The sequence below is a fragment of the Halomonas saccharevitans genome, from assembly GCF_032333995.1.
In the GTDB taxonomy this organism is placed as follows: Bacteria; Pseudomonadota; Gammaproteobacteria; order Pseudomonadales; family Halomonadaceae; genus Halomonas; species Halomonas saccharevitans.
The window spans coordinates 249,421-262,614 of the sequence record NZ_JAVXUR010000003.1; the positions used below are offsets into that span (position 1 = coordinate 249,421).

11 protein-coding genes are annotated in these 13,194 nt (G+C 68.3%); 8 read left to right on the forward strand and 3 right to left on the reverse strand.

Translation table 11 applies throughout. From position 1 onward, the window contains the following. Positions 1 to 13 precede the first annotated feature (13 nt). From RSO68_RS09190 to RSO68_RS09220, 7 genes are all read left to right on the forward strand, one after another. Positions 14 to 2,797 carry an aminotransferase class I/II-fold pyridoxal phosphate-dependent enzyme gene (locus tag RSO68_RS09190; RefSeq protein ID WP_315586371.1) on the forward strand — a complete coding sequence of 928 codons (2,784 nt, stop codon included), beginning with the start codon at positions 14 to 16 and terminating at the stop codon, positions 2,795 to 2,797. A gap of 278 nt (positions 2,798 to 3,075) precedes the next feature. After that, on the forward strand, positions 3,076 to 4,557 hold the full coding sequence (locus RSO68_RS09195; RefSeq protein WP_089846754.1) for an NAD-dependent succinate-semialdehyde dehydrogenase: 1,482 nt from the start codon (positions 3,076 to 3,078) through the stop codon (positions 4,555 to 4,557). 274 nt (positions 4,558 to 4,831) lie between these two features. Beyond that, a complete protein-coding gene (locus RSO68_RS09200) occupies positions 4,832 to 6,259 on the forward strand; it encodes an aspartate aminotransferase family protein (RefSeq protein ID WP_315586372.1) in 1,428 nt (475 codons plus the stop codon). 175 nt (positions 6,260 to 6,434) lie between these two features. Next, complete coding sequence (locus RSO68_RS09205) at positions 6,435 to 7,118, forward strand: haloacid dehalogenase type II (RefSeq protein ID WP_315586373.1); 684 nt, start codon at positions 6,435 to 6,437, stop codon at positions 7,116 to 7,118. Positions 7,119 to 7,393: 275 nt separating this feature from the next. Next, positions 7,394 to 9,862 carry a PqqD family peptide modification chaperone gene (locus RSO68_RS09210; RefSeq protein ID WP_315586374.1) on the forward strand — a complete coding sequence of 823 codons (2,469 nt, stop codon included), beginning with the start codon at positions 7,394 to 7,396 and terminating at the stop codon, positions 9,860 to 9,862. Between the two features lie 184 nt (positions 9,863 to 10,046). Further along, on the forward strand, positions 10,047 to 10,334 hold the full coding sequence (locus tag RSO68_RS09215) for a hypothetical protein (RefSeq protein WP_315586375.1): 288 nt from the start codon (positions 10,047 to 10,049) through the stop codon (positions 10,332 to 10,334). A gap of 109 nt (positions 10,335 to 10,443) precedes the next feature. Beyond that, positions 10,444 to 11,082, forward strand: a complete 639-nt coding sequence (locus RSO68_RS09220) for a DinB family protein (RefSeq protein WP_315586376.1) — start codon at positions 10,444 to 10,446, stop codon at positions 11,080 to 11,082. Between the two features lie 46 nt (positions 11,083 to 11,128). Here the strand turns inward: RSO68_RS09220 and RSO68_RS09225 are convergent, their stop codons facing one another. Further along, the gene (locus RSO68_RS09225; protein ID WP_315586377.1) at positions 11,129 to 11,815 is read right to left on the reverse strand and encodes a DUF3047 domain-containing protein; all 687 of its coding nucleotides are present in this window, start codon (positions 11,813 to 11,815) and stop codon (positions 11,129 to 11,131) included. A 122-nt stretch (positions 11,816 to 11,937) separates the two neighbouring features. Here RSO68_RS09225 and RSO68_RS09230 point away from each other — a divergent pair, with 122 nt between their 5' ends. Continuing rightward, on the forward strand, positions 11,938 to 12,396 hold the full coding sequence (locus tag RSO68_RS09230; RefSeq protein ID WP_315586378.1) for a DUF302 domain-containing protein: 459 nt from the start codon (positions 11,938 to 11,940) through the stop codon (positions 12,394 to 12,396). A gap of 1 nt (position 12,397) precedes the next feature. Here RSO68_RS09230 and RSO68_RS09235 read toward each other — a convergent pair whose 3' ends face one another. After that, positions 12,398 to 12,592 carry a zf-HC2 domain-containing protein gene (locus RSO68_RS09235; RefSeq protein ID WP_315586379.1) on the reverse strand — a complete coding sequence of 65 codons (195 nt, stop codon included), beginning with the start codon at positions 12,590 to 12,592 and terminating at the stop codon, positions 12,398 to 12,400. Continuing rightward, the gene (locus tag RSO68_RS09240) at positions 12,589 to 13,167 is read right to left on the reverse strand and encodes a sigma-70 family RNA polymerase sigma factor (protein WP_315586380.1); all 579 of its coding nucleotides are present in this window, start codon (positions 13,165 to 13,167) and stop codon (positions 12,589 to 12,591) included. The genes RSO68_RS09235 and RSO68_RS09240 overlap by 4 nt, the downstream gene beginning before the upstream one ends. Positions 13,168 to 13,194 lie beyond the last annotated feature (27 nt).

Below are 13,194 nucleotides of genomic sequence, written 5' to 3' on the forward strand. Positions count from 1 at the left end.
GATGGGTGTTGCCATGCAAGAGTTGACGCAAACCGAGACGCCCTACACCGCCCTGGGCTTCTACCACAAGATCTCCCAGCTGCGTGCCGACACCTGGAATGCGCTGAAGCGCGATCTGGGGCAGCTGGTGCGCCTGGAGGACGAGGGCCGGGCCAAGAATCTGATCAAGGCGGTCGACGTCAAGCTGACGCGGCTCGAGATCATCGAGGACTACCACGCCTTCCCCTCCAAGGAGGATTTTCGTCATCTCTGGGCGCTCTTCGATCGCGAGGAGTACGGGCTGCTGGAGAAGGTGGTCAAGCGCCTGGTGCGGGCGCTGATCAGCGAGTCCTACCGGCGGCGCCAGGTCGATCTCTCCGAGACCGATGCCGATGCCGAGGACCTAGAGACCCTGGATGCCCTGGCGCAGCTGCGGCGTGGCCATCCCGCCTCCAACAGCTCGGCCCAGCCCTACTTCGAGCTGCTGATCGTCGACAACCTCTCGGCCCCGGAGGAGGAGGTAGTCCGCGAGGCCTTCCACAACATGCGCCGCCCGGAAGATCGCTTCGTCTATGACGTGGTCACGGTGCGCAGCTTCGAGGACGCGCTGATCGCGGTGCTGGTCAATCCCAACATCCAAGCCTGCCTGATCCGCTACGAGTTTCCCTACAAGTCGAAATACAACCTCAGCGCCCTGCGCAGCTACCTCGAGGGGATCTCCGAGCAGTCCCTGGCCTACCAGTCCGAGGCCGAGCGCAGCATCCTGCTCAGCTCGATGATCCACGAGCTGCGTCCCGAGATCGATCAGTTCCTGGTCACCAGCGGCGACGTGGAGGCCACGGCCAGCCGCGACATCCGTCACTTCAATCGCATCTTCTACCGCGAGACGGACTACATCGAGCAGCATCACACCATCTTGCGGGCCATCGACAATCGCTACCGCACGCCCTTCTTCGACGCCCTGCGCGAGTACAGCAAGAAGCCGACCGGGGTCTTCCATGCCATGCCCATCTCGCGGGGTAAGTCGGTCACCCGCTCCCACTGGGCCGGGCAGATGATCGACTTTTACGGCATCAACATCTTCCTCGCCGAGACCTCGGCCACCTCCGGCGGGCTCGACTCCCTGCTGCAGCCCTACGGGCCGATCAAGAAGGCTCAGGAGTATGCCGCCCGGGCCTTCGGCTCGCGCCAGACCTTCTTCGTCACCAACGGCACCTCCACCGCCAACAAGATCGTGGTGCAGGCGCTGGTCAAGCCCCGCGACATCGTGCTGATCGACCGCGACTGCCACAAGTCGCACCACTACGGCATGGTGCTGGCCGGGGCTCACGTCAGCTACCTCGACTCCTATCCCCTCGACGACTACTCCATGTACGGCGCCGTGCCGCTGCACGAGATCAAGAAGACGCTGCTCGGCTACAAGCGCTCGGGCCAGCTCCACAAGGTCAAGATGCTGCTGCTGACCAACTGCACCTTCGACGGCGTGGTCTACAACGTGCGGCGGGTGATGGAGGAGTGCCTGGCGATCAAGCCTGATTTGGTCTTCCTCTGGGACGAGGCCTGGTTCGCCTTCGCTGGCTTCAACCCGACCTATCGACCGCGCACGGCCATGCATGCCGCCCGCACCCTGCGTGATCGCTACCGCAGCGCCGCCTACCGCGAGGAGTACGACGCCTGGAAGGCGGAGTTCGACGCCCTCGACCCCGACGACGATGCCACCTGGCTCGAGCGGCGCCTGAAGCCCGATCCCGACACGGTGCGCATCCGCGCCTATGCCACCCACTCCACCCACAAGACCCTGACCTCGCTGCGCCAGGGCTCGATGATCCATATCTGGGATCAGGACTACCGTCAGAAGGTCGAGGCGCCGTTCCACGAGGCCTACATGACCCATACCTCGACCTCGCCGAACTACCAGATCATCGCCTCGCTGGACGTGGGGCGGATGCAGGCCGAGATGGAGGGCTTCGAGCTGGTGCATGCCCAGGTCGAGGCCGCTCTGACGCTGCGCGAGCAGCTCTATACGCATCCGCTGCTGCAGAAGTATTTCCGGGTGCTGATCAACAAGGACATGGTGCCGCTGGAGTACCGGGAATCAGGGGTCGAGACCTTCTACGATCCGGTCACCGGCTGGAACAAGATGGAGGAGGCCTGGGCCAATGATGAGTTCGTCGTCGACCCCAGCCGCATCACTATCGCCATCGGTACCACGGGCATCGACGGCGATACCTTCAAGAACGAATACCTGATGAACAAGTACGGCATCCAGATCAACAAGACTTCGCGCAATACCGTGCTGTTCATGACCAACATCGGCACCTCGCGGGGCGCTATCGCCTACCTGCTCGACGTGCTGATCAAGTTGGCCAAGGAGTTCGAGTATCGCTGGGAGGAGAGCAGCCGTCCCGAGCGCAAGATCATCGAGAATCGCGTCCACTCGCTGACCTGTGAGCTGCCGCCGCTGCCGGACTTCAGCCGCTTCCACGATGCCTTCCGCCCGGTGGCCGGCAGCCAGACCCCCGAAGGGGACATCCGCCGCGCTTACTTCCTGAGCTATGACGAGGAGAACACCGAGTACCTGCGCTTCGACAACGGCGAGCTGCAGGCACAGATGCGCGACGGCCGCGACGTGGTCTCGGCGAGTTTCGTGATTCCCTATCCGCCGGGCTTCCCGGTGCTGGTCCCCGGCCAGGTGGTCAGCGAGGAGATCCTCTACTTCCTGCAGGCCCTGGACGTCACCGAGATCCACGGCTACCGGCCCGAACTCGGCCTGCTGGTGTTCACCGAGGAGGCCCTCAGCGACCCGCCGCTGGGCTGAGCCACGGGGCTGAATGACGTAGCAACAGAAAAAACCGCATCTTCCCGGCGCAGGACAAAAAATCCTGCGCCTCTCGTCCGGCCCAACGAAAAATCCCGTCCCGCCATATCCCTTACCCTGTACCCATCGAGCCGACCTGATCGTGTGAACAGGCGGCCCGTCCGTTTCTTCGTTTTCTCGGCGCCCAGAACCGCGCCGGAACCATTTTCTCGGCGCCCAGAACCGCGCCGGAACATCGCCGGCGCTGACACACGCCGGCGCGTCAGGGGAGGTAGCACATGACTCTGTCCAACAAGCTCAGCGATCCGCGTCTGTTCCGTCAGTACGCCTACGTGGACGGCAAGTGGACCCACGGCGACGGCAACCGCGAGGAGGCCGTGTTCGACCCGGCCACCGGAGAGACGCTGGGTCACATCCCCTGGCTGGAGCCCCACCAGATCACCGCCAGCGTGGACGCCGCCGAGGCCGCCTTCGTGCACTGGCGCGCCCTGCGCGCCGACGAGCGCTGCGAGCGCCTGCTTGCCTGGTACGACCTGCTGCAGGCCAATCGCGAGGATCTCGCGCTGCTGATGACCCTTGAGCAGGGCAAGCCGCTGCCCGATGCCCGGGGTGAGGTGGAGTACGGGGCGAGCTTCGTGCGCTGGTTCGCCGAGGAGGGCAAGCGCACCTTCGGCGAGACGATCCCCAGCCACATTCCCAATGCGGCGCTCGGCACCCTCAAGGAGCCGGTGGGCATCGCCGCGCTGATCACGCCCTGGAACTTCCCGCTGGCGATGATCACCCGCAAGGCCGCCGCCGCCATGGCCGCCGGCTGCACGGTGATCGTCAAGCCCGCCGGCGAGACCCCGTTCTCGGCGCTGGCACTGGCGGAGCTTGCCGAGCGGGCCGGTATCCCGGCCGGGGTGTTCAATGTGGTGCTGGGCGACCCGCCCGAGGTGTCGCGGATCCTGTGCGGCGAGGATCGCGTCAAGGCGCTCTCCTTCACCGGCTCCACCCGAGTCGGCCGGCTGCTGCTGGAGCAGTGCGCCAACACCGTGAAGCGCGTCTCGCTGGAGCTGGGCGGCAATGCCCCCTTCATCGTCGGGCCGGACATGGACCCCAAGGAGGCGGCCTTCGCCGCGGTGGCGGCCAAGTTCCAGACCGCCGGGCAGGACTGCCTGGCCGCGGACCGCATCCTGGTCCACGAGTCGATCCATGACGCGTTCGTCGCGCACTTCGCTGAGCGCATGGCAGCGCTGACGGTGGGCAACGGCCAGGAGGGCGAGATCGACCTGGGCCCGTTGATCCATCGCCAGGCGGTGGAGAAGGCCGCGGCCATCGTCGACGACGCCATCTCCAAGGGCGCGACGATGGTGGCCGGCGACCAGAGCCAGGCCCCCGGCGAGAACTTCTTCATGCCGGTGCTGCTGACGGGCGTGACCCGCGACATGAAGCTCTGGCACGAGGAGAGCTTCGCGCCGGTGGCCGGGATCACCGCCTACGCGGACGACGATCAGGTCATCGAGATGGCTAACGACACCGAGTACGGCCTGGCGGCTTATCTCTACACCCACGACATCCGCCGCATCTGGAAGGTCCTGCGGGCCCTGGAGTTCGGCATGGTCTCGGTGAACTCGGTGAAGATGACCGGCCCCCCGGTGCCCTTCGGCGGCGTCAAGCACTCCGGCCTCGGCCGCGAGGGCGGGGTGACCGGCATCGACGAGTACCTGGAGACCAAGTATTACTGCCTCGGCGCCCTGGGCTCCGTGTCCGGGAGCTAGCTTTCGAGACAGCGCCGGGATGTGCCAGCGAGCGATATCTACCCGAGGGCGCTGAGGCAAGCGCCGCGGCGCGCGGCGATCGACAAGGATGTCGATCGAGGGTCGGCAAGAGGGACCTTGATCCGACCCGACGCGCAGGCCGCAAGCGAAGCCTCAGGGTTTCGTCCTCGGGCATCGCGAGATGGTGCATGACGGCGATGCCAACCAGCATTCGAATTCGATGAACATCCTTCCTGGCAGGAGCCGGGGAGCCTGAAATGAGCAGAGGAAACACATGAACCAGCAGCACCGGGACCTGATCGAGCGCGACCGCAAGGTGACCTTCCACGCCTCCACCCACCTGCGTGACTTCGCCCATGGCGACGCGCCGGGCCGGGTGATCACCGGCGGCCAGGGCATCCACATCGTCGACAAGGATGGCCGCGAGTTCATCGACGGTTTCGCCGGCCTGTACTGCGTCAATATCGGCTACGGCCGGACCGAGGTGGCCGAGGCCATCTATGAGCAGGCCCTGAAGATGTCCTACTACCACACCTACGTGGGGCACTCCAACGAGCCGCAGATCGCGCTCTCCGAGAAGATCCTAGAGCTCGCCGGCCCCGGCATGTCCAAGGTCTACTACGGCATGTCGGGCAGTGACGCCAACGAGACTCAGCTGAAGATCGTGCGCTACTACAACAACGTGCGCGGCCTGCCGCAGAAGAAGAAGGTGATCTCGCGGATGCGCGGCTACCACGGCTCCGGCATCGCCTCGGGCTCGCTGACCGGCCTCAAGGCGTTCCACGATCACTTCGACCTGCCCATCGACACCATCCGCCACACCGAGGCGCCGTTCTACTACCAGCGGGCCGCGGAGCTCGAGGGCATGACCGAGCGCGAGTTCTCGAAGCACTGCGCGACCAGGCTCGAGGAGATGATCCTCGCCGAGGGCCCGGACACCGTGGCCGCCTTCATCGGCGAGCCGGTGCTCGGCACTGGCGGCATCGTGCCGCCGCCGGAGGGCTACTGGACCGAGATCCAGGCGGTGCTGGCCAAGTACGACGTGCTGCTGATCGCCGACGAGGTGGTCTGCGGCTTCGGGCGCATCGGCGCCGACTTCGGCAGCCACTTCTACGGCATCAAGCCCGACCTCATCACCATCGCCAAGGGCCTGACCAGCGCCTACCAGCCGCTCTCCGGGGTGATCGTCGGCGACCGCGTGTGGAAGGTCCTGGAGCAGGGGACCGGCGAGTACGGCCCGATCGGTCACGGCTGGACCTACTCCGGGCATGCCCTCGGCTGCGCCGCGGGGCTCGCCAACCTGGCGATCATCGAGCGCGAGGGGCTGACCCAAAACGCCGCCGAGACCGGCGCCTACCTGCAGCAGCAGATGCAGGCCGCCTTCGGCGACCACCCCATCGTCGGCAACGTGCGCGGCGTGGGCATGCTGGCGGCGCTGGAGTTCGCCGCCGATCCGGTTCGTCGCCAGAACTTCGATCCCACGCTCAAGGTCGGCCCGCGCATCGCCGCCGCGGCGATGCAGGAGAACCTGATCGCCCGCGCCATGCCCCAGGGCGACATCCTGGGCTTCGCGCCGCCGCTGACCACCAGCCGCGAGGAGGTCGACGAGATCGTCGCTCGGGCCCGTCGCGCCGTGGACGCGGTGCTCGACGAGCTGGTCCGCGAGGGCGTCGTCAAGGGCATGGCCGCCACCGTCGCCTGACGGCGCGCCCGTCGCTGGCCCCGCCAGGGGCCGGCGTTGCTCCGTACTGATTCTCGCCGCTGCCGGCTCGTCCCGGCGCGGCTTTTGGCAGGCTGAGCCCGGCCCTCGCGCCGACTTGTCGCGGCGTGCGTCCTGGCGCACGCTGGGAGCGTTCACCGATGGAAGGAGCAAGGAGATGGCAACGGTACTGGCCTTCGACGTCTACGGGACCCTGATCGACACCCATGGCGTGGTCGCCGAGCTCGAGCAGCGTCTCGCCGGGCAGGACCGCTCGGAGCTGGCTCCCGAGTTCTCGCGCCGCTGGCGCGATAAGCAGCTGGAGTACAGCTTCCGCCGGGGCCTGATGGGGGCCTACGTCGACTTCGCCCGCTGCACCCGCGAGGCGCTGGAGTTCACCGATCGCGCCCTGCAGACGCGTTTCTCGGAGACCGACAAGGAGCACCTGATGGGCGTCTATGAGCGCCTGCCGGCCTTCCCGGAAGCCGCGGCCGCACTGGATCGTCTCGTCGCAGCGGGTGTGAGCTGCGTGGCCTTCTCCAATGGCAGCCGCGAGGCGGTCGAGGGGTTGCTCGCGCAGGCCGGGATTCGCGAGCGCTTCGATGACGTGGTCAGTGTCGACGAGATCAAGCGCTTCAAGCCCGACCCGGCGGTCTACGCCCACCTGCGCTATCGGCTGGAGAGCGAGCCCGGCGACACCTGGCTGATCTCCAGCAACGCCTTCGACGTGATCGGTGCGCGTCACGCCGGCCTGCATGCCGCCTGGGTGCGGCGCAGCCCGGATGCGCCCTTCGATCCCTGGGGGATCGATCCGGACTTTACCGTGGCCGACCTCGACGCCCTGGCCGAGCGGCTGGCCTGAGCCGCCGCGTAACGCGGCGATGAGTCCCTCATGACGACGCCCTGGCCGGTCAACCGGCCAGGGCGTCGTCGTATCGGGCCGAGGCACGTAGCACGGCTCTTCGCCATGGCGTCGCCTTGCGGCCATCAATGAGTCGATCGTTCCAGAAATCAAGGCGCGACAGATCGCCTGGCGGTTGCTATCGCTGTAAGGAGCGCGTGGCCGCGACGACAGAGCGACCAGAGTTCATCAGCCACGGCATCATCATCGCGGTGGCCGCACAGGAGAATCCGAGCATGACGGAGCCACATTCGCCGAGACGCTTCTGGCTGGGCGGCAAGCGGGCCGCCGAGCAGGACCGTTTCTTTCGCGAGGCCCTGGAGCCCCTGGGTTGGCAGGTCGGGGACGAGCACGACTGGGACGCCGCCTGGATCACCGGCATGCCGGAGGCCGGGCAGTTCCGGCGGGTCTCGCCGACGCGCACGATGAATCACTTCCCCGGCAATGCGGCGCTCACCGTCAAGAGTCGCCTGCACGAGAGCCTCTCCACCCTGCGCGAGCGCATCCACGAGAGCCACGGGCCCGAGCATGAGCTCGCCCGGCGGCTGGCCTTCTTTCCCCGCGCCTATGTGATGCCCGGTGACTACCACGCGCTGCAGCAGGCCGCCCAGGATCACCCCGAGCAGCGCTGGATCCTCAAGCCCACCAACGCCTCAAAGGGCAAGGGCATACGGCTGCTCAAGGATGTCGGCGAGGCGCCCCTCGCCCGGGACTGGCTGGTGCAGGAGTACTTGGCCAACCCCCACACCATCCGCGGCCACAAGTATGTGCTGCGCCTCTATGTGCTGATCAGCTCGCTTGCGCCGCTGCGTGTCTATCTCTACCGCCAGGGCTTCGCCAAGCTGGCCTCGGAGCCCTGGGATCCCGACGATGCCGATAACCCCTACAGCCAGCTGACCAATCCGGATATCAATGCCCTGAACGACCGCGCCGAGGTGCCGGTGGAGTTCATCGACTTCGATCGCTACCGCCAGTGGCTCAAGGATCAGGGGCATGACGACGATGCCCTGTTCGCCCGCATCGAGGACCTGGTGGCGCTGACCGCGATCTCCGCCGTGGACGCCATGCGCGCCCGCACCGCCGAAGTCGGCGCCGACCCCCGCGGTTGCTACGAGCTGTTAGGGCTCGACTGCCTGGTAGATGACACCCTCAAGCCGTGGATCCTCGAGTGCAACCTGAGTCCGTCACTTGGCATCTGCGCCGCCCCGGAGTCGGGCGGGCGGGTCGAGGAGGCCGTCAAGGGCGGGCTGGTTCGGGACCTGGTGACGCTCATCGACATTCCCGGCCGAGCGGTGAGAAAGGCATCGAACGAGACGGCAAGCGAGGAGGAGGACCAGGCGCCGGGGGCGGCCGCGGCGCTGGTCGCCGAGGCCGAGGCGGAGCGGGCCCGCGCCGGCGGCTTCCGGCGGCTGCTGCCGGCCGCCGATCCCGAGTGCTACCTGCCCTATTTCACGCTGCCGAGCCTCGCCGACCGGCGGCTGGCCGAGGGGCTCGTCGGGCGTTCGCTGCCGGCCCCGCGGCTTGCGCGTCGCCACGTCGTGGAGATCGTCGACGAGGAGCGCCTCGCCCTCTACGACACGCGCCGCGGCGATCTCTACCGGCCCAACGACACGGCGGCGCTGATCTGGCTGTTGGCGACCGAGGGGCTCGATCTCGACGCCATCGTCGAGGCGCTGGCGAGCGCCGCGAACGGGGCAACGGACGAGCGCGTGACCGATCACGAGAGCCTGCGCCGGGAGGTCTGGAGCACCCTTCACGACTGGTGCCGCGCCGGCCTGCTCTGCCAGCGGGGCGCCGCGGGCGTGTCTGACCCGGGAGCCGGGGCCGCGGCGGCGGCGTCCGAGACGCCCCCCGTCGAGCGCCTCTTCGCGCTGGGTCTGGCGGGGCAGGAGTGGGCGCTGTCGGTGGCGAGCGCGCCGGCCGTCGCGAGGCTCGCGAGCGGATTCGGGGAGCGGCTGACACCCCTCGCCGACGAGGCGGCGAGTCGGCTTCCGCGGCTTCGGGTGCTGCGCGAGACGGCGGGCTACGCCCTGGCCGACGCCGATCGGCTGCTGGCCTCGCGGCTGACGCTGGCCCAGCTGGCTCCCGCGCTGACGACGCACCTGCTGCGCCGAGTCGCGAGTCCCGACCGCCCGGTGATCGATGCGCCCCTGCTGGTGATGCCCGACGACACTGCGGTGCTCTGTCTGCTCCCCGAGGGCGAGCCGCGCCGCCGCCTGCTCACGCGGCTGCGCGAGGCCGGCGACGGCCGGTTGACCCGCGGCGTGCGCCTGGAGCTCTCGGACCCGACGCGGGCCGAGCCCCTGGATCTCCCCCTGGCGGACGCCGCCGACGAACCGGCGAGCTCTCGGCCCGCATCGAGGATGCCGGCCGGCGTGACCCTGCGCGGCGTGCTGCTGCCGGGCGGCGAGCACGTCCAGGAGCCCCTGGCCCCGGTCGCCATGCTGGAGGCCCTGGGTGCGCTGCTGCCGCACTGCCTGGCCGGGGAAGGGCAGATGCTGGAGGGCCACGGCGTGACGGCCCTCGGCGACTGGCTTTCCACCCTGGCCCTGAGCGCCATCCCGACAGACAGCGGGAGCGAGACAGAAGCGATACAAACAGGGAGCGAGGCGCAGGGGCCGTCGTCCGCGTCGCTGGCCGCCTGGCTGGCCACGCATATCGCCCCCGAAGCCCCGGTCGCGAGTTCCGCGGCGGCGGTAGAGTAGCGGGGCACGAGCATACGGCGCCGCCGCGGCGGCGTCGGTGACGGGGCCGGTCCCCCGGACTGGTCCAGGGCATGACGCCACGCACGGCGTGTCGAGCATGCCATTCGAGCGCGGACGTCGAGCGTGGATAGCGAGCGCGCGTCGACGGGACGTGTCGAGACTGCCAATCGAGGAGGTCAGAACCATGACACTGCACGACGAGAAACGCCGTAACCTGCTGGGCCGGCTCGGCCGCCAGCTCGGCTATACGGCACCGGCGCTGCTGCTGGTGGCGAGCGGGGCGGCCTTCCAGGCCGTGGCCAGCGAGCCCGCCGAGGGGACGGGCGCCTCCAGCGGCTTCACCAGCGGCCAGGAGGCGCCCCTGATGCTGGCCGAGGCGCATGCCGAGGCCGAAGGAGAGGCCGAGGGTGAACCCGAAGGGGAAGCCGAGGGGGAAGCCGAGGGCGAAGCAGAAACCGAGGCCGAGGGGTGATCTCGCCATCGCCCCTTCCCTGAGAGGCCGGGCCGTCACCACGGGTGACGGCCCCGGCTTCCTCCCCGCTTTCGGGCGGGCCCGACACGGACCCGACAGGACAGCCACCATGCCAATTCCCGCAACCTTGCCATCGCGAACCGCCCCGGGCCTCATCGAGGAGAACCGGATGGCGCTGGCCCAGCTCAATAGCCTGCTCGACGACCTGGCCCCCGAGGCCTATCGCCGAGTCTTCGGCGTCCATGGGCGTCACACCCTCGGCAAGCACGTTCGCCATATCATCGACCACTATGAGGCGCTGATCGGCGGGCTCGAGGCGGGCGCCGAGACCCTCGACTACGAGCAGCGTCGTCGCGACCCGGCCCTCGAAGCCCGGCCCGACGAGGCCGCCCGGCGTCTGGCCGCCCTCGACGCCTGGCTCTCGTCGCTTCAGGGCCAGGCGTCGCCCGAGCGCCTGACCCTGCGCCATTGCCAGGACGCCGACGCGCCGGCCTCTGATCGCGTCGCGGACGATGAGGCGCGCCTCGCCCTGCCGTCCAGCCTGGCCCGTGAACTGGCCTTCCTGGCCAGCCATACCGTGCATCACATGGCGATCATCGGCCTGCTGGCCGAGCAGATCGGCATCGCCCTGCCGGCGTCGTTCGGCGTGCACCCCTCCACCCTGCGCCACTGGCAGCGGGAAGCGGCGACCGCACCCGGCGCGCCATCCCCTTCGTCTGCTATGTTGCCATCGCGGTCGGCACTCTGATCTGGCGCTATGGCGATCGGCTGTTCGTCGCTATCGACTGAGCGCGTCAGGGGCAGGAGGGCGGCGTGGGCGAGGCGGAGAAGGCCAGGTGGGTGAACCAGGCCGTGGCATCGACGCCGGCGTTGTCGCCGTCGCTCATCAGGGCCAGGCTGTCGATGCGGGTCGCTCGACTGCCGAAGAGTCGCCTGTAGTCCGCGCCGACGTCGCGCACCTCCGCCACCCATTCGCCCACCTGGGCGTCGCCGCTCTGCAGCGCCAGCAGCTGAGCGCGGTCGGTGAAGGCGTTGGGCCAGGCGCTGCCGGCCGGCTGGCTCGAGGCCCAGACGTAGTTCACCGACTCCACCTGCCAGGGCAGCAGCCCCGTCTTTCGAGCCACGTAGACCCTGGCCGGGTAGTCGTCCCCCGACTTCTTCGTCTCGTCGAGCCCCTCGTGCACCTCCGAGACTCGCCAGCACCATTGCAGGTACGGCGTCTCGCCGAGGTCGATCTCGCGCTCCAGGTATTTCGCCGAGGCCTGTCGGCGGGCGCGGGCCCGGAGCGCCTGCGTGCCGTCCAGTTCGACGACCCGATATTCGGTCTCGCCCGCGAAGACGCGGGTCGACCAGCCGCGGATCTCCTCCGGCGAGAAGTGCAGGGCTTCGTCGGCGAGGCTCTGGCCGGCCCCGACCAGGATCGGTCCGGCGCAGAGCGCGGCCAGTATCAGACGGCGGGTGGAAAGGGGGTGTCGCGTCATCGCACGGTCACTCCTGGAATCGGGGGGCGAACTCGAGGCCGCGGAGGCTTGTCAGGACCGCGAGCCTCGACCACGCTGAGCGGGTCGATACCCCACCAGCATACGGCAAGAGGAGCGATATCATGCGTAGAGCGTTGCTTGGGGCGGCCCTGAGCCTGCTCATGGCCGTAGCGCCGGTCGCGCAGGCGGCGTCGCACGGCATCATGCATCTCGATTCGAGTGATGCGTTCGAGCGCGTCGATCAGCGGCTGCGCGAGGCGATCGAGGCGCGGGGGCTGACCCTGATGAGCGTCGTCGACCACGCGGCCAACGCCCAGCGCGTGGAGCGCTCGCTGCCGGCGACCCGGACCTTCATCTTCGGCAACCCGGCGGTGGGCACGCCGATGATGCAGTGCCAGGGCAGCGTGGCGCTGGACCTGCCGCAGAAGATGGTGGTGCGGGAGACCGACCAGGGCGTTCGGCTGGAGTGGAGCTCCCCCCACTACCTGGCCGAGCGCCACGCCCTGGATGAGTGCGGGTTGCCCCTGGAGAAGATCGCCGGCGTGCTCGAGGGCCTGGCCGGCGCCGCCGCGGGCCGGTGACTCATGCCGACGGCTCATCGTCGTCCTCGGTGCCGAAGTGCCGGTCGACGCCGTGGAGCAGCGTGAACTGCCGGTCGCACTCCCGGCAGGCGCTGCACATGGCAAGGTGCAGCCGCAGCGAGAATTTCTCCTGGAAGCTGAGCGAGCGGTCCTGCCGCAGCGACATCAGGCGAGTCGCTTCCTTGCACATCATCATGAGGCGTCTCCCTCGAGCCAGCCCCGCTCGATGCAGGCGCGCAGCCTCAACCGGGCGCGATGCAACATCACCCAGCAGTTGTTCTCCTTGATGCCGAGCTCCCGGCAGATCTCCTCGGTGGAGAGCCCCATCAGCTCGCGCAGGGAGAAGATCCGTGCGGCGCTGTCCGGCAGGGCGATCATGCAGGCGTCGAAGACCTGCCAGAATCGTTCAGTCTCGAAGGCGGCCTCGGGCTCTCCCCAGCTCTGCGGACGGGCCTCCTGCTGCCAGCGGCCGTTCTGCTGGAACTGCCGGTCTATCGCCTCGTCGTCGTTCTCGTCCGCCAGCGGCTGCCAGCGGCCCTGGCGCTTCTGGGCGCGCATGGTGTCGAGGATCTTGTACTTGAGGATGCCGAAGACCCAGGTCTCGTAGCCGGAGCGTCCGGCGAAGCTGTCGTTCTTCTCGATGGCAGACATCATGGCCTCCTGAACGGCATCCTCTGCCTGGCTTCGATCACGCAAGTGCATGAGGGCGAAGGAGACCAGGCGCGGCCTTACCGTGGCGAGCCGCTCCAGCCTGTGTGCTTTTTCGTCCATCGGTGAGCCCCCGTTCCCGCTGTCGTT

What these genes read in the sequence shown, in the direction of transcription:
- RSO68_RS09220 (WP_315586376.1), top strand. Translation starts at nt 10,444, where the DNA reads ATGCCAATTCCCGCAACCTTGCCATCGCGAACCGCCCCGGGCCTCATC.
- RSO68_RS09215 (WP_315586375.1), top strand. Translation starts at nt 10,047, where the DNA reads ATGACACTGCACGACGAGAAACGCCGTAACCTGCTGGGCCGGCTCGGC.
- RSO68_RS09210 (WP_315586374.1), top strand. Translation starts at nt 7,394, where the DNA reads ATGACGGAGCCACATTCGCCGAGACGCTTCTGGCTGGGCGGCAAGCGG.
- RSO68_RS09235 (WP_315586379.1), bottom strand. Translation starts at nt 12,592, where the DNA reads ATGATGATGTGCAAGGAAGCGACTCGCCTGATGTCGCTGCGGCAGGAC.
- RSO68_RS09225 (WP_315586377.1), bottom strand. Translation starts at nt 11,815, where the DNA reads ATGACGCGACACCCCCTTTCCACCCGCCGTCTGATACTGGCCGCGCTC.
- RSO68_RS09240 (WP_315586380.1), bottom strand. Translation starts at nt 13,167, where the DNA reads ATGGACGAAAAAGCACACAGGCTGGAGCGGCTCGCCACGGTAAGGCCG.
- RSO68_RS09200 (WP_315586372.1), top strand. Translation starts at nt 4,832, where the DNA reads ATGAACCAGCAGCACCGGGACCTGATCGAGCGCGACCGCAAGGTGACC.
- RSO68_RS09205 (WP_315586373.1), top strand. Translation starts at nt 6,435, where the DNA reads ATGGCAACGGTACTGGCCTTCGACGTCTACGGGACCCTGATCGACACC.
- RSO68_RS09230 (WP_315586378.1), top strand. Translation starts at nt 11,938, where the DNA reads ATGCGTAGAGCGTTGCTTGGGGCGGCCCTGAGCCTGCTCATGGCCGTA.
- RSO68_RS09190 (WP_315586371.1), top strand. Translation starts at nt 14, where the DNA reads ATGCAAGAGTTGACGCAAACCGAGACGCCCTACACCGCCCTGGGCTTC.
- RSO68_RS09195 (WP_089846754.1), top strand. Translation starts at nt 3,076, where the DNA reads ATGACTCTGTCCAACAAGCTCAGCGATCCGCGTCTGTTCCGTCAGTAC.